General features: G+C 68.7%; 17 protein-coding genes and 1 tRNA gene. 7 read left to right on the top strand and 11 right to left on the bottom strand.

The annotated features are described in order from the left end of the window. Positions 1-174: 174 nt before the first annotated feature. The gene (locus tag ACZ5ZX_RS37095) at positions 175-1,374 is read right to left on the bottom strand and encodes an LCP family protein (RefSeq protein WP_465506654.1); all 1,200 of its coding nucleotides are present in this window, start codon (positions 1,372-1,374) and stop codon (positions 175-177) included. Between the two features lie 175 nt (positions 1,375-1,549). After that, entirely contained in the window at positions 1,550-2,293 is a 744-nt protein-coding gene (locus ACZ5ZX_RS37100; RefSeq protein ID WP_465506655.1) for an SDR family NAD(P)-dependent oxidoreductase, read from the bottom strand. A gap of 91 nt (positions 2,294-2,384) precedes the next feature. Between ACZ5ZX_RS37100 and ACZ5ZX_RS37105 the strand changes: the two genes are divergently transcribed. Both ACZ5ZX_RS37105 and ACZ5ZX_RS37110 read left to right on the top strand, forming a co-directional pair. Continuing rightward, positions 2,385-3,020, top strand: coding sequence for a TetR/AcrR family transcriptional regulator (locus ACZ5ZX_RS37105; RefSeq protein WP_465506656.1), 636 nt, complete (start codon positions 2,385-2,387; stop codon positions 3,018-3,020). A gap of 87 nt (positions 3,021-3,107) precedes the next feature. Continuing rightward, entirely contained in the window at positions 3,108-4,619 is a 1,512-nt protein-coding gene (locus tag ACZ5ZX_RS37110; RefSeq protein WP_465506739.1) for an MDR family MFS transporter, read from the top strand. A 96-nt stretch (positions 4,620-4,715) separates the two neighbouring features. On the opposite strand, the gene ACZ5ZX_RS37115 is transcribed toward ACZ5ZX_RS37110, so the two are convergent. Next, positions 4,716-4,967: a WhiB family transcriptional regulator gene (locus ACZ5ZX_RS37115; RefSeq protein WP_465506657.1), complete on the bottom strand. Its 252-nt coding sequence runs from the start codon at positions 4,965-4,967 to the stop codon at positions 4,716-4,718. A gap of 187 nt (positions 4,968-5,154) precedes the next feature. On the opposite strand from ACZ5ZX_RS37115, the gene shbA reads away from it, so the two are divergent. Next, positions 5,155-6,333: an RNA polymerase sigma factor ShbA gene (gene shbA / locus ACZ5ZX_RS37120; RefSeq protein WP_465506658.1), complete on the top strand. Its 1,179-nt coding sequence runs from the start codon at positions 5,155-5,157 to the stop codon at positions 6,331-6,333. A 200-nt stretch (positions 6,334-6,533) separates the two neighbouring features. Here shbA and ACZ5ZX_RS37125 read toward each other — a convergent pair whose 3' ends face one another. Beyond that, entirely contained in the window at positions 6,534-7,118 is a 585-nt protein-coding gene (locus ACZ5ZX_RS37125; RefSeq protein WP_465506659.1) for a hypothetical protein, read from the bottom strand. A gap of 226 nt (positions 7,119-7,344) precedes the next feature. On the opposite strand from ACZ5ZX_RS37125, the gene ACZ5ZX_RS37130 reads away from it, so the two are divergent. After that, positions 7,345-7,623, top strand: coding sequence for a DUF3892 domain-containing protein (locus ACZ5ZX_RS37130; RefSeq protein WP_465506660.1), 279 nt, complete (start codon positions 7,345-7,347; stop codon positions 7,621-7,623). Between the two features lie 48 nt (positions 7,624-7,671). On the opposite strand, the gene ACZ5ZX_RS37135 is transcribed toward ACZ5ZX_RS37130, so the two are convergent. Next, positions 7,672-7,748: transfer RNA gene (locus ACZ5ZX_RS37135), tRNA-Ile, on the bottom strand. Positions 7,749-7,966: 218 nt separating this feature from the next. Between ACZ5ZX_RS37135 and ACZ5ZX_RS37140 the strand changes: the two genes are divergently transcribed. Next, positions 7,967-8,242: a hypothetical protein gene (locus ACZ5ZX_RS37140; protein WP_465506661.1), complete on the top strand. Its 276-nt coding sequence runs from the start codon at positions 7,967-7,969 to the stop codon at positions 8,240-8,242. Between the two features lie 39 nt (positions 8,243-8,281). Here ACZ5ZX_RS37140 and ACZ5ZX_RS37145 read toward each other — a convergent pair whose 3' ends face one another. The 6 genes from ACZ5ZX_RS37145 to ACZ5ZX_RS37170 all read right to left on the bottom strand — a co-directional run bounded on the left by ACZ5ZX_RS37145 (position 8,282) and on the right by ACZ5ZX_RS37170 (position 13,272). Then, a complete protein-coding gene (locus ACZ5ZX_RS37145; protein WP_465506662.1) occupies positions 8,282-9,058 on the bottom strand; it encodes a polyphosphate polymerase domain-containing protein in 777 nt (258 codons plus the stop codon). Beyond that, positions 9,055-9,639: a DUF4956 domain-containing protein gene (locus ACZ5ZX_RS37150; protein ID WP_465506663.1), complete on the bottom strand. Its 585-nt coding sequence runs from the start codon at positions 9,637-9,639 to the stop codon at positions 9,055-9,057. Before ACZ5ZX_RS37150 ends, ACZ5ZX_RS37145 begins: the two co-directional genes overlap by 4 nt. A 75-nt stretch (positions 9,640-9,714) precedes the next feature. Beyond that, positions 9,715-10,377, bottom strand: coding sequence for a response regulator transcription factor (locus ACZ5ZX_RS37155; protein WP_465506664.1), 663 nt, complete (start codon positions 10,375-10,377; stop codon positions 9,715-9,717). Next, positions 10,374-11,771, bottom strand: a complete 1,398-nt coding sequence (locus tag ACZ5ZX_RS37160; protein ID WP_465506665.1) for a sensor histidine kinase — start codon at positions 11,769-11,771, stop codon at positions 10,374-10,376. The genes ACZ5ZX_RS37155 and ACZ5ZX_RS37160 overlap by 4 nt, the downstream gene beginning before the upstream one ends. Positions 11,772-11,786: 15 nt before the next feature. After that, on the bottom strand, positions 11,787-12,053 hold the full coding sequence (locus tag ACZ5ZX_RS37165) for a hypothetical protein (protein WP_465506666.1): 267 nt from the start codon (positions 12,051-12,053) through the stop codon (positions 11,787-11,789). 70 nt (positions 12,054-12,123) lie between these two features. Continuing rightward, positions 12,124-13,272, bottom strand: coding sequence for a N(5)-(carboxyethyl)ornithine synthase (locus tag ACZ5ZX_RS37170; protein ID WP_465506667.1), 1,149 nt, complete (start codon positions 13,270-13,272; stop codon positions 12,124-12,126). Positions 13,273-13,537: 265 nt separating this feature from the next. Between ACZ5ZX_RS37170 and ACZ5ZX_RS37175 the strand changes: the two genes are divergently transcribed. Continuing rightward, positions 13,538-13,828: a DUF1330 domain-containing protein gene (locus tag ACZ5ZX_RS37175; RefSeq protein WP_465506740.1), complete on the top strand. Its 291-nt coding sequence runs from the start codon at positions 13,538-13,540 to the stop codon at positions 13,826-13,828. Positions 13,829-13,837: 9 nt separating this feature from the next. After that, complete coding sequence (locus ACZ5ZX_RS37180) at positions 13,838-14,983, top strand: CaiB/BaiF CoA transferase family protein (RefSeq protein WP_465506668.1); 1,146 nt, start codon at positions 13,838-13,840, stop codon at positions 14,981-14,983. Positions 14,984-14,999: the final 16 nt, after the last annotated feature.

Below are 14,999 nucleotides of genomic sequence, written 5' to 3' on the forward strand. Positions count from 1 at the left end.
CGCGGGGGTCGTGAGTGGCATTGAGGGTTCTAACCCTATTCGCCACTCACGACCCCACGCGGAACCGCGCACAGCGTCATCAACCGGACACCGAGCTCTCGAAAGGTGTCCCTTGTGGACAGTCGCGCGACGCGCCGCGTCTGCCTTACCCCTCAATGGTTCCCTGAACGCGCGTCAGTTCACGCAGCCTGCCATCTCGGGCGGCGCGGAAGACAGGGACGACGACGGCGGGGCGGCCGCGGACGAAGTCGCCGCCACCGGCTTGATCCCGATCCCGTTCGTCGGCTCCCCCACCGCGGCGACGGACGTCGACGTCAGCGTGGTCTCCACGAACGCCTTCACCTCGGCCGGGTCCACCTTCACCGCGACACCGTCGGAAGGCGTCGGCAGCGCGAGGCTCTGTACCGGGATCGTCTGGAACTTCAGCGCGCCCGAGCTCATCCCCCGCAGCTGCTGCGCGAAGCTCACCACATCCCAGCCGCGGTCGAGCACGACCGAACCCTGGATCGCGCCGACCAGAGCGCTCAGCCGCGTGGGATCGGTGAACGTCCCGGCGTCCAGCACGGTCTTGGCCATACTCGAAAGGAACGCCTGCTGTCGCGCGATGCGGTCGAGGTCGCTGGGCAGTCCGTGCCGCTGCCGCACGAAGGCGAGTGCCTGCGGCCCGGAAAGCAGCTGCTTCCCGGCCGGGAACGAAGCCCCGGAGAACTTGTCCTGCACCGGTTCCTTGAGGCAGACCTCGACACCGCCGACGGCCTCGCTCAGCGCGGAGAACCCGGCGAGGTTGACCGCGGCGTAGTGGTTGATGGACAGGCCGGTGAACTGCTCGATCGTCTGGATCGCGAGTTTGGCGCCCGCTTCGTTGGCCTTGACCTCGAGCTGCGGGCCGGTCAGCCCCTGTGCGCGCAGCGTGTTCATCGCGGCGTTCTTGCCGCGGCTGTACGCCGAATTGATCTTGTGCTTGCCGAATCCGCCCGCGATGTCCACATAGGAATCGCGGGGAATGGAGATGGCGGTCGCCGCGGCACCGCCCGCCGGGATGTGGACCACGATCATGGTGTCGGTGGTGTCGCCGCCGTCGTCGCCGCTTCCGGCGTGCAACGCGTCGAGGACGTTCTGCGGCAACGGGTTGCCGTTGCTGTCGGTGCGCGAGTCGATGCCGACGAGCAGGATGTTCTGCGCCACCTTCAGCGGTTCACCCGCCGGGCCGTCGGGGAGCTGGGCCGACGGCGCGATCACGTCCGCCGTGACGATCGCCCCGTCCAACCGGCTCAACTGGGCCCACGCGTATCCCGTGACCCCCAGCACGACCGTCGACACCAGGCCCAATGCGACGCGGCCGCCGATCCGCCGTCCTCGCGACGTGAGCAGCACGACCTTCTCCCCGCTTCCGTGAATGATCCCCCGGAATCGAGGATCACCGCGTTAGCTGGGAAATACCTGAGAAAGGTGTCATGAACAGGTCTTAAAGCCCGTTCGGACCAGCGAAAGTGATCAAGCGGACAACCGGTCGCGACACCGCGTACCGGAGCGACCGCGCTGCGCTCATCTAGCGGGGCATCCGGCGCCAGATCGCCCGTGGCACCACCCGCATCACCGCGAACACCAGCCTCAGCAATCCCGGCACCCACACCGTGCCCCGGCGTTTGCGGAGCGCGGCGACCGTCGCGTCGGCGACCTGATCAGGAGTGCTGGAGAACGGCGCGGGCGCCATGCCTTCGGTCATCCGGCCGATCACGAAGCCGGGCCGGACGAGCAGGAGATGCGCACCCGTGCCGTGCAGGGCGTCGGCCAAACCGCTCGCGAAACCGTCGAGACCCGCCTTGGCCGACCCATAGACGTAGTTCGCCCGCCGGACGCGCACCCCGGCGACCGACGAGAACACCACGAGGCTCCCGTTTCCTTGCTCACGAAGCACTTTGGCCACATGCGTCAGAACACTCACATGAGCCACATAGTCGGTGTGCACGATCGCGACGGCGTGCTCGACGTCCGCTTCGGCCCGCGCTTGATCGCCGAGGATCCCGAACGCGGTGACGACGACGTCCAGCGGCCCGTGCTCCGCGACGACCTTCTCCAGGAACGGACCGTGCCCGGCGAGGTCGTCCGCGTCGAACTCGACCGTGGCGACCTTCTCGGCCCCCGCGGCCAGCAGCCGCTCCGACTCCGCGCCGAGGTCCGCGCTGCGCCGCGCGGCCAGCACGATCTCCCGTGCCCCGCCCCTGGCGAGCCGCTCGGCGACCGCGAGGCCGATCTCGCTGCGTCCGCCCAGTACCAGCACCGTTCCGCTCACCCGCCGCAGTCTGCCAGGCGGCCGGCGCCCGGCCGCCAGTGGTGCGGTTCACAGACTGCAATTTTGCAGTATCTGCATTTTTAGGCGTATCATGGTGCTCATGCCCGAACCCGTCAAAGGTCTCCGCGAGCGCAAGCGGCTGGAAACCCACCGCGCGCTGGCGACCACCGCCGTCCGGCTCGTCGCCGAACGTGGTCTGGACCAGGTGACGGTCGAGGACATCAGCGCCGCGGCGGGGGTCTCGGCGCGGACGTTCTTCAACTACTTCGCGTCCAAAGAGGACGCGGTGGTGATCGCCCACGCCGATCACGCGGAGCGGTCGCAGCGCACCATCGAGAAGTTCCTCGCCGTGCCGAAAGAGATCAGCGCCGCGCGCGCCTTCGTCGACGCGATCAAAGAGGACTTCTCGCACGTCGACGAGAACCGCGAAGAGTGGCTCGGCCGGATGAAGGCCATCCAGGAGAACCCCACTCTGCATTCCCGCGCGGTGGCCATGAGCCACGACACCATCGCGCCGACGATCGAGGCGATCGCGCGCCGCACCGGCACCGATCCCAAGGCCGATCTCTATCCGGCCCTGCTGCTGACCACGCTCGGCGGCGCGATCAACGCCACGCTGATGCTCTGGTACCAGCACGACGGCAAGGTGTCCGCGCTCGATCTGCTGGACGAAGCCGTCGAAATTCTTCTCGCCGGGCTCCCCGAGCCCGGTCGCCGCGCGCACTGACCGCGTCCGGCAGCAAGCACACGAAGGGGGACGACCATGTCCGTATCCACCGCCGAACCACGAGAACCGGCGGCCGCGCCCGGTTCGATGAACCGAAAACAGGTTCTCGAAGCCATGTCCGGGCTGATGATGGGCATGTTCGTCGCCATCCTCGCCTCGACGGTGGTCGCGAACGCGTTGCCGCGGATCGTTTCCGAACTCGGCGGCTCGCAGTCCTCCTACACCTGGGTGGTCACCACCGAACTGCTCGCGATGACCGCGACGGTGCCGCTCTGGGGCAAACTTTCCGACCTGTACAACAAGAAGCTGCTCATCCAGCTGTCACTCGGGCTGTTCGTGGTCGGGTCGCTGGTCGCCGGTTTCGCGGGCAACATCGAACTCCTGATCGGCAGCCGGGTCGCGCAGGGCATCGGGGCCGGCGGGCTCACCGCGCTCGCGCAGGTGATCATGGCGGCCATCGTTTCGCCGCGTGAACTCGGGAAGTACTCGGGGATCTTCGGTGCCGTGTTCGCCGTCGGGACCATCGCGGGCCCGCTGATCGGCGGTGTCATGGTGGACACCTCGTGGCTCGGCTGGCGCTGGTGCTTCTTCCTCGGCGTCCCGTTCGCGATCGCGGCGATCCTGCTGCTGCAGCGCACACTGAACCTGCCGACGATCAGGCGTGAGGTGAAGGTCGACTACCTCGGCGCGTTCCTGATCATGGCCGGGGTCTCGACGCTGCTGGTCTGGTCGTCACTGGCCGGGCACCAGTTCGCCTGGGGCTCGTGGTGGACCGTCGGCCTGGTGACCGCCGGAGTGGTCATCCTCGCCCTCGCCGTCTACGTCGAGTCGAGGGTCGCGGAGCCGATCCTGCCGCTGAGCCTGTTCCGCAACCACACGGTCACCCTGACCACCCTCGCGAGCTTCCTGGTCGGTGTCGCGATGTTCGGCGGGACGGTGTTCCTGTCGCAGTACTTCCAGCTTTCGCTCGGCAAGTCGCCGACGGTGGCCGGGCTGCTGAGCCTGCCGATGATCTTCGGCCTCCTCGTCTCCTCGACGATCTCGGGACAGTTGATCAGCCGGACCGGCAAGTGGAAGAGCCACCTGCTGCTCGGCTCGGTACTGATGACCGCGGGCCTCGCCCTGCTGGGGACGCTCGACGCGCACACGAACCTCGTCGTGCTCAGCGCGTTCATGGTGGTGCTCGGGGTCGGCGTCGGCATGCTGATGCAGAACCTGGTGCTGGTGGCGCAGAACGACGTCGACGCGCACGACCTCGGCACGGCGACGTCCACGCTGTCGTTCTTCCGCAGTCTCGGCGGTTCGATCGGCGTGAGCGCGCTGGGCGCGGTGCTCGCGAACCGGGTCACGACGCTGATCACCGAGGGTATCGGCCCGCTGCCCGGCGGCGGGGAAGGCGGCGCGGTGCCGAACATCGCCACGCTGCCCGAACCGATCGCGACGGTGGTCCGCGAGGCGTACGGGGAAGCGACCAGCGAGTTGTTCCTGATCAGCGCGCCGATCGCGCTGCTGGTGATCGTCGCGGTCGCCTTCCTCAGGCACAAGCCGTTGAAGACCCAGTCCGGCAACGAGCGGCTGGCCGAAGAGACCGTCGCCTGATCCCCCGCACGAAGAGGTCCCCGGTTCGCCGAACCGGGGACCTCTTTTTGCGCGCGCGAAAAACCGCGAGAAAATACGATTGCGTTTCCAGTGGATTCAGGCCGCGCTGCGCACGCGAACCGGGCGACGTCGTTCGCTGCCGGTCAGCCCGCCGAAAACGCCATGGTCCAGTCCGTTGTCCAGGGCATACGCCAGGCAGGCCGAGGTCACCGGGCACCGCGCGCAGACGGCCTTGGCCTGCGCCACCTGCCGGGCGCCCGGCCCGATTTCGGTGACCGGAAAGAACAGTTCGGGATCCTCACCGCGGCAAGCGGCCTCTCGCAGCTCGCTCGCCATCCTCGTTTCCATTTTCCTATCACCTCCTTTTCTCGATTTTCTCTTCCTCGTCAAACGACTTCCGCTCGAACCCGGGTATCCACTGAGGTACACGACGTAAACTTCACCTTGACCGAATCGTTACACTCAGCGGCCCGCTCACTGCACCTGTCCTACGAGGGCATTCGCGTCCGGCGGCTGAGAGCGGTGAGTGCGGGTGATGGGCCACGACGAGTTCGACGAGTTCTTCCAGGCCGAATTTCCGCTGCTCACCGGCTTCCTGTGCAAGGCGGGATTCGCGCTCGATCCGGCGCGCGACGCGGCGGCGGAAGCGATGCTCAACGCCTACGAGGACTGGCGGACCATCACCCATCCGCGGTCCTGGGTCCGTCGCGTCGGATACCGGCGCGCGAAGGAGCAGACCGCGGCCAGGGCGGACTGGGCCTGTGCCGACATGGGCAGGGAAGACAAGCTCACCGCCCTCGCCGACGAGGCCTCGGCCGTACTGGCCATGCTGGGGCGGCTCCCGAAACGCCAGCAGCTGGGGATGGCCTGGGCACTGGACGGCTTCACGTCGCGGGAGATCGCCGGGATCCTCGGCATCGCGGAGGAGGCCGTCAGCGCGACGCTGCGCCACGCGCGCGACCGGCTGGCGGAGCACGACCCCGAGGTCGTCCGCCACCTGGACCACGCCAACATGGCCTTCGTCGACGCGCTGAGGATGGGGCTCGACGTCGAAGACACCCTGTCCCGGATCAAGAACCGCGCGATGATCCGTGAACTCGCTTTGGTGGAGCCCGGCTCCCCGGCGACGGCGGAACCGGAACAGGTGGCGCCGGCCCGCTGGTACTCCCTCGACGCCCCCGTCGCGGCCGCGGGCCGGGGTGATCAGCGGGCACTGGACCAGCTGCTGAGCACCGTCCGGCCGCTCGTGATCCGGTACTGCCGGGCGCGGATCGGCAGACAGGAACGGACCTACGCCTCGGCGGACGACGTCGCGCAGGAGGTCTGTGTGGCGATCCTCCGCGCGCTGCCCACCTATCGCGAACGAGGGCGGCCGTTCCTCGCGTTCGTCTACGGCATCGCCCAGCACAAGGTCGCCGACGCCCGCCGCGCCGCCGCCCGCAACCGTTCCGACCCCGTCGCCGAAGTCCCCGACGGCGTCTCAGATGCCGCCGGCCCGGAACAGCACGCGTTGCACAACGAATTGAGCGGCCGGATGGGCGAGTTGCTGCGGATCCTGCCGGACAGACAGCGGGAGATCGTCGTCCTGCGCATCGTCGTCGGCCTATCCGCGGAGGAGACCGCCGGCGTGGTCGGTTCGACCGCGGGCGCGGTACGGGTGGCTCAGCACCGCGCTTTGACCCGGCTCCGCAAGATCCTCACGGAAGACTCGTGAGTGGGCCCCGCATCTCGCGTGCTTGAAGTCGTAACTCGCGTGCTCAGCGCCGGAACCCCGAGTGCAGGATCCAGGCACGCGAGTTACGTGTCCGAGCATGCGAGTTCCGTCTTTGAGCACGCGTGTTACGCCGTTGCTCTGCCCACCCTCACGCCGCGTATGCCTTACCCCTCAAGAGAACCGTCATTGCTTCTCGCGAGTCAGGGGCGGCAGCGTTCGGCCGTCGCCGCGGCCGTCTTCAATTCCGGGGACCCCAGGATGGCCGCGACCGGATCGAGTGCGCTGTGCGTGTCCTTCTGGGCGGCCATGAGTCCCTCGACCGCACGGCCTTGGGCCGCGGTGTCGTCCTTTTTCGACGCGTCCAGGTCCGCCTTCGCCTTCACGGCCTTGTCGCGTGCCGCGGTGTACTTCGCGAGGAAGTCCTGCTTCGCCGTCTCGCCTGCCGGAACCGGCGCGGCGGGAAGGGCAGTGAGGCCGTCGACGGTCTTGGCCAGAATGGTCGCGTAATGCCCGAGCTGGGCGCTCGTGCTCTTCTTGATGGCCTCGATGGTCTCCCCGCCCGCCGACGGCATCTTGTTGTTGCCGTCGACGAAATCCTTGACCGCGCCGCAGAATCCGTTCATCCAGGTCACCGCCGCGGCCGGATCCGCGACGGACGACGAAGACGCCACCGGCGGGGGCGCCGGCGCGGCCTGCGGTGCCGGGTCCGGCGCGCAAGCGGCCAGGAGCATCACGATTCCCGCCGCGCCCAGGAGCCCGGCCGATGTCTTGTGGGCAGCGCACATGTCTGTTTCCCCTTTCCTCCGGTCGGGTGGTCCCCACCGGCGAGGAGGACCTTGACACGCCGGAGCCGGCGCGGTCTGCGTCATCTGACGCAGAACGGACGGCCCGCGCTCGAACTCGTAACGTTCGAAGCACCGGCGCCCGGATGGCGTAACAGGGTGCGGGCGGGCGGCGAGTACAGCATTACCCCTGTTCACTGCGAGGGCACCCAGCCGAAGAGGTAGCGCCATGGCCATCAAGATCATCGCATCGCGGCTCGAAGGTGGGAAATTCCACGAGAACATCACGAAGCTGCGCTGGATCAACCCAGGCAGCGGCGAAACCGGCGAGAGCCTGGTCTCGGCGATCGTGGCGTGGATCGAGGACGACGACGGGAAGGCCTACGTCGACGAGGGGATCCACCGGGTGGCCGTGGAGATCATCAAGCCGACCTTCGGCCCCAAGTTCCTCCGCACGCGGGCGGACGGGATCTGGAAGAACAACCTGCTGGAACTCGAGCACTTCTGAGCCGGTCCGTGTCCACAATGGACTGCTGTCCTGCCGAGTGATCGCAGGTGGTGGGCCGGGTCGGGCTCGAACCGACGGCCAAGGGATTATGAGTCCCCTGCTCTAACCAACTGAGCTACCGGCCCCAACGGTGTCCCAGGACCTCCACGGGAGCCGTCACCGGCCCGCCAGCGGGTTTGCTAACGCACAGAAGTCCCAGTTCGCTCCAAGTTATCACAGCGCTCACCAGCCGCGATCGTCCAGGCCGCGCCCTAGGCCAATCAGCTGGTTTCACCCGCGGTGGCGTGCTCACTCGTCTAGGTTGCAAGGACCAACGCCGAGTGCGGGCGGGACGGTGATATCCATGCCTGCCTTTCCAGCCGCACCACGAGTGCTTCGGATCTGGTGGCTCGCGCTCGGGGACACGCTGACCATCGGGATGGGCCTGGGGTATCTGGCCCATCGGTACAGGGAGGCGCTCGTGGCGAACTCCGTCGCCATCGGGCTCGGTGCCGTGGCCGCCCTCGGCGCCGCGTTGTCACTGAGGGCGAGCGTGCGAGTACTGCGGCGAGCCGGTTCGCGAGTCGACGCGATCTTCGCCGAGGAATTGCGCGACCGGCCGTCGCCGCGGCCCCGCTAGCGGGCTCAACCGGTCCCTTGTGGACAGTCGCGGCGAGTGTCAGACCACGCCGAGCCGCCGCAGCGCCGGACGCCACCGGTTACCGCCGGTCGCCAGCCCCAGCGCCACCAGGCCCGCGCAGTATTTGCTCACCGACTGCTCCCTGATCCGCAGTTTCGCGAGCGCCTCGGTGACACTGTTGCGCTCGGTCGCCGACTTCACCTCCAGCAGGACGAGGTCGCTTCCGGCGGCGAGGCTCCGCGACCCGGAACGCCAGACCAGCGACGTGTCGCAGGTGATCCGGGTGCGGCGGTCGGCGGTGACGAGGGTGGTCCGCCGGTAGTCCGTGCTCAGCGCCGGGTGCAGCGGCCGGGGCGCGGGGCGGCCGTAGGCGGCGCTGAGGGCGTCGTCGAGGAACGTCAGCGCGGGCGCCGTCAGACCGTGTGCCGACTCCGCCGGATACGGGCGGCGTACTTTCACCGTCTCGTCCCGGCGGCCGCTGACCTTGAGCTCGCAGTAGGTGTCGGCCGAGTCGGTGTAGGTGCGGGTGCGTATCTTGAACCGGCGCCGCCGGTCCTGCCGGTGCGCGCGGTAGATCGCCAGATCCGGGGTGTCGAAGTAGGTCGACGAGTAACCGAACACCCGTCGCCCGTCGATCTCCAGACAGTGCAACGACGGGCCGATGGCCTGAGCGACGGCCAGGAAATCGTTGAGCCGCACCACGTACTTGCGGTCCGTCCGGCTCATCAGCCCGCTCGTGGCGACGACTTCGGTGAGCGACAGCGGCGGAAGTCCGTTGGCGACCGCGGCGACGGTGGCCGTTCCCCGCGCGCTCATCGGGTACCCACTGGGGCGCCGTGGACGACCGGCGCGGCGTCCGGCCGGAACCGGACGTCGACGACGGTGACCTCGCGGACATAGTCCACTTCGGACACGGTGTGCCGCACCACGGTTCCGCCCAGCCGTGCCCGCAGCTCCATCAGCATGGTCTGCTCGTCGGGGTACACGGTGTCGAGCACGACCGTCCGCCGCTGCGGCCCGCGGGTACGGGACGGATGGTCCGCGACGTACATGACGGCGAGCAACAGGACGTTGAAGACGGCGACGATCCGCCAGTCCGCGGACGGCAGCCCGTTCACCAGCCCCAGTACCAGTGCCACGAAGTAGTACGCGACCTCCTGCTGGGTGATCGAGTCGGACCGCAGCCGGATGATCGACAGCACGCCGAACAGGCCGAGGCCGAGCGCGCTCGCGGTCGACACGGACAGCAGCACGGCGACCGAAACACAGACGCCGACGTTCAGCGCGAGGTAGGCGCAGGCGAGGTCACCGCGGTGGTGACGACGGGCGTAGATACCGTAGGCGAGGATCACGGCGGCGACGAGGTCGACGGCGAGATGAAGCAGTGTCGTGGTCATGGAAACCACTGTGCCGCCGGGAAAAGAGACCACCGTGAGAGCCGGATGAGAACAGTCTCATCAAGGCCCGGGGAGTCAGGACTCGCCGAGCCGGTACCCCATCCCCCGCACGGTTTCGATCCGCTCGGCGCCGATCTTTCCGCGCAGGTAACGAATGTAGACGTCCACGACGTTCGATCCCGGATCGAAGTCGAAGCCCCAGACACCACCGAGCAACTGTTCGCGCGAGAGCACCTGCCCGCGATTGCGCAGCAACGTCTCCAGCAGTGCGAACTCACGCGCGGTGAGGTCTTTTTCCGCTCCCGCCACCGAAACCTTCCGGGTGCGGAGGTCGAGCGTGAGATCTCCGGCGCGCAGCACCGCCGCTTCGGCCTCCGGGTTCCCGCGCAACCGCAGGCGGATCCGGGCCAGGAGTTCGTCGAAGGCGAACGGTTTGGCCAGGTAGTCGTCCGCGCCGCCGGAGAGCCCGGCGACCCGGTCGACGACGCTGTCGCGCGCGGTCAGGATGATCACCGGCACGGTCCGACCAGCCGCCCGCAGCGCCCGCAGCAGATCCGAACCGTCGAGGTCCGGCAGCCCGAGGTCGAGAACGACCAGATCATGCGCGCCGGTCAGCGCCTCGGTCAGCCCTTCCGAACCGGTCCGGACCCAGCGGGTTGCGAACCCCTGCGCGCGCAGGCCTTTCTCGACGAACGCGCCGATCCGGGCGGAATCCTCCACCACCAGCACACTGGTCACCGGTTCTCACCTGCTTCGACGGAGACGGGGATCTCGATGGTGAACCGCGCGCCTTCTCCGGGCACGGTGTCGAGCAGGACGCGGCCGCCGTGCGCTTCGGCGATCGCGGCGACGATGGGCAGACCGAGTCCGGCACCGTCGTCGCCGCTGGAATTGCTGCCACGTTTGAATCGTTCGAAGATCCGGCTCCGCGAATCGGCGGGGACGCCTTCCCCGGTGTCGCGGACCCACAGCCGCGCGGTCGACGCGGTGACCTCCGAGCCGAGGGCGATCTCCTGCCCCGGCCCGGTGTGCCGGACGGCGTTGGAGACCAGTTGCAGCAGGGCCTGGGTGAGCCGTTGCCCGTCCGCGCGGACGACCACCTCCGCGACCGCGTCGAGCCGCCAGGCGCGTTCGGCCAGCGGCCGGGCTTTGGCGAGTGTCTCGACGGTGAGGTCGGCGAGGTCGACGTCGCCGGGCGCGAGGAAGTCGGGGCTGCCGGATTTCGCGAGCACCAGCAGATCGTCCACGATCCGTTGCATCCGGCCGAGTTCGTCGAGGACCAGATGCCGGGTGGCCGCGTTCTCCCCGGGATCGTCCCCCATCAGTTCGAGATGGCCGCGGACGATGGTGATCGGCGTGCGCAGTTCGTGCCCGGCGTCGTCGATGAAGTCGCGCTGCCCGGCGAAGGCGCTTTCCAGCCGGTCCAGCATGGTGTTGAAGGTGCGGCCGAGCGCGGCGACGTCGTCGGAGCCGCGGACCTCGATGCGGCGCGACAGATCCGTCTCGCCGATCTGTTCGGCGGCCAGGCGTACTTCGCGGACCGGGGCGAGGATGCGACCGGCGACCAGCCAGCCGATCAGCCCGGCCAGCACCAGCGCGGCGCCGGACATCGCGGCCATGACGCCGATGACGTCGTTGATCTCGCCCGCGGCATGGTCGACGAACTCGACGATCACGAAGGCGCCGCGCCCCGGCGAGCCTTCGATGGTCACCGGGACCACGCCGTAGCGGGCGGAGCCGACGGCGGTGGTCACGGTGCCGTACGCGGGAGTCGTGGCTCGTGCCAGCTCGGCGACGAACTTCGGGTCGGTGTCGAGCCGGACCGGAGGCTCGATGGCACTGCGCCTCGACGCGGTGCCGTCGATGATCGAGAAGAAGGTCTCGTACTTCTCCGGCAGGTTCCGTTCGAGGTGACGGCCGAGGACCGCCTCCACGGTCGCCTGCCCGCCTGCCGGGCGGGCGTCCGGGGAAGCCAGGAAGGCACGGAGCTTGCCTGCTTCGTGCGCGATCTCGTTGTCGAGCCGCTGGTCGAGCTGGTTGTGCAGCACCGTGCGGGTCGCCAGCAGCGATCCGGCGAGCGCCAGCAGCACGACCAGCAGGACCCACGCGAGGATCCGGGCGCGGGCGCTCATCGACGGCGGCCCCGCTCAGTCGTCGAGGTCGAAGTCGGAATGGTCGTCCACGTCATCCGGGTCATCATCGGGGTCGTCGTCGTGCCCGGCCAGCCGGGGCGGCACCACCGCCGGCGGGGCACCGCCCTCGACGGGGCCGTTGACCGCCTGCCCCGCGGGGGCGACGACCGCCGGTCCGAGGTCGGGCGGCGAGGCGGCGGTGGCCGCGACCACGGCGACCGTGCCGGCGGCCGCCACCACGACGGTGGCGGCGCCGGCCAGCAGGAGAATTCGGGATCGCATGGGTTTCAGCGTGCCCGGTGCGGGTGAGCCGTCGATGAGGGCCGGATGAGAACTTTCTCATCCGGCGGGTTCACCGCCGGGCGTGCGGATACTCCGGCACCCGGTCCTGGAACGCCAGGATGTCGGTGTTGCGGATCGTGCCCTCGCTGATCTCCACGGCCCGGTCCAGCGTCGGATCGGCGGCCCAGGCCGGCGGGCCGTCGAGCACCTTCTCCAGATGCGGCAGCAGGGCGCCGCTGATCTCCCACGAGGCCGAATCCCAGAGATAGGACGGACTGTGGTCGACGGCGTAGTAGGTGGTGCCGCCGACCTCGAAGGTGGGCTCCGTGAACGTCGTCGGCTTCGCCCAGCTGAACCCCATGGCCTCGTCGCAGGAAACGTCGACGATGAGACTGCCGGGTTTGAACGCCGCGAGGTCCTCCTCGTTCAGGAACGTCAACGGCGCCTTCGGGTCCTGCAGGACACAGTTGACGACGATGTCGTGCCCGGCGAGGAAGTCCGCCAGCGGCACCCGGCCTTCCTCGGTGATGGCGTGGCTGCGGCGAAGATCGGCCGGGCCCTTCAGATCGTGGTCGAGATGCACGATGTTCGCCGAATGGATCGGCGAGCCGACCGCGGTGACGCCTCGGTGGGTGAGCACGTGCACGTCATGGATCCCGTGCGCGTTCAAGGCCGTCACCGAGCCACGCGCCGTCGCCCCGAAGCCGATCACGACGGCGCGGAGACGGCGGCCGTAGTCACCGGTCGAGCCGATCAGCTGGAGCGCGTGCAGCACCGAGCAATAACCGGCCAGCTCGTTGTTCTTGTGGAAAACGTGCAGCCCGAAAGAACCGTCGCTCCGCCAGTGGTTCATCGCTTCGAAGGCGATCAACGTCAGCTTCTTGTCGATGGCCAGCTGAGTGAGCTTTTCGTCCTGGACGCAATGCGGCCAGCCCCACAGGATCTGCCCGGACCGCAGGTCCGCCAGATCCTCCGCGAGCGGTTTGGCCAGCAGGATGACGTCACATTCGGCGATCAGTCGTTCACGGGACCACAGGCCGGCGACGAGCGGCATCAACTCCTCGTCCGAGATGCCGAATCGCTCTCCATAGCCGGTTTCGAGATGGATATTCCGCCGCAGGGCGGGGTCGATCCGTTCGAGGTGGCGTGGGTGGATGGGAATTCGTCGCTCGTTTTCTTTGCGCGAGCGGGAAATGACGCCGAGAGTGAGTTGGTCCACGTGGGGCCCCTTAAATAGACCTTGATTTAAACATACGCGCTTTTCGCGACGTCAGGTCAGGCCCAATTCATGCCCACCGCGCACCGGACTCCTTTCGTGACCGTGGTCACAGCTTCACCGGACCCTGGTTCCGGCTCGTCGCCGACCAGGACGTTCCCTGAACCGACCCCGGTGATCTTCCGCCGGGTACGCTCGCTCGCAGTAGTGAATCCGGCGTCAGACGCGCATTTGCCGGACACGCACTTTCCGGACATTGGAGGTTTTCGTGGCCAAGGGCTACTGGGTCAGCGCCTACCGCACCATTTCCGACCCCGAGAAGCTGGCTGCCTACAACAAGCTGGCCGGTCCGGCCGTCCAGGCCGGAGGCGGACGGCTGCTCGCCCGCGCCGGGCGAGTCGTCCCCCACGACGACGGCGTCGCCGAGCGCGTCGTCCTGATCGAGTTCGACAGCTTCGAACAGGCCGTCGCGGCTCACGCGAGTGAGGCCTACCAGCAGGCGCTGGCCGCCCTGTCCGACGGTGTCGAGCGCGACTTCCGCATCGTCGAGGGCCTTTAGGATCGGCCCATGCCCGCCACCGCACTCGGCCCGCTGCGCGTCCTCGATTTCTCCCGGGTGCTGGCCGGCCCGTTCGCCACCATGCTCCTCGCCGATTTCGGCGCGAAGGTGGTCAAGGTCGAGCGGCCGGGTACCGGCGATGACACCCGCAGCTGGGGGCCGCCCTACGACGCGGCGGGCCAGGCGACCTACTTCCAGTCGGTGAACCGCAACAAGACGAGTGTGGCGCTGGACCTCGGCGACCCGGACGATCTCGCCAAGGCGCGGGCGCTGGCGCTGGAGGCCGACGTCGTGGTCGAGAACTTCCGGCCCGGCGTGATGGACCGGCTCGGTCTCGGACCGGACACGCTCCGCGCCGCCAACCCCGGGCTGGTCTATTGCTCCATCACGGGATTCGGTTCCGGCGGCGGTGCCGCACTGCCCGGATACGACCTGCTGATCCAGGCCGTCGGCGGGCTGATGAGCATCACCGGCGACCCGGACGGCGAACCGCAGAAGGTCGGCGTCGCCCTGGTCGACGTGCTGGCCGGGCTGTTCGCGAGTGTCGGGATCCTCGCCGCCCTCCGCCACCGCGACCGGACCGGCGAGGGACAGCGTGTCGAGATCGACCTGCTGTCGAGCCTGCTCGCCGCGCTGGTCAACCAGGGCAGCGCGTACACCTCGGGTGGCGCGGTCCCGGCGCGGATGGGCAACCGGCATCCGAGCATCGCACCGTACGAGCTCCTCCCCTGCGCCGATCACGAGATCGCCCTCGCCGTCGGCAACGACCGCCAGTTCGCCGCGCTGTGCGAGGTCATCGGCCTGCCGGAGCTGGCGGGGCAGGCCAGGTTCGCGACCAATCCGGCCCGCGTCGAGCACCGCGCCGAACTCCGCACGCTGCTGGAGAAGCAGCTGAGCCGCCGCACGGCCGCCGGGTGGGCGGCGGAGCTGAGCGCGGCCGGGGTGCCCGCCGGGGAGGTCAACGACGTGGCGGGCGCGTTCGCTCTCGCGGAGCGGCTCGGCCTGAACCCGACGGTCGATCTCCCCCGGCCCGACGGCACGCCGGTGCGGCTGACCCGTAACCCGATCGGGCTGTCGGCGACCCCGCCTCGGTACGAGACGGCACCGCCGGACGATCCAGGACAGCTCACCCTCCCCCTGCCTGGCTGGAGCTGACGGACGGCGGTCAGCG

Source organism: Amycolatopsis sp. NPDC033938 (genome assembly GCF_055575975.1).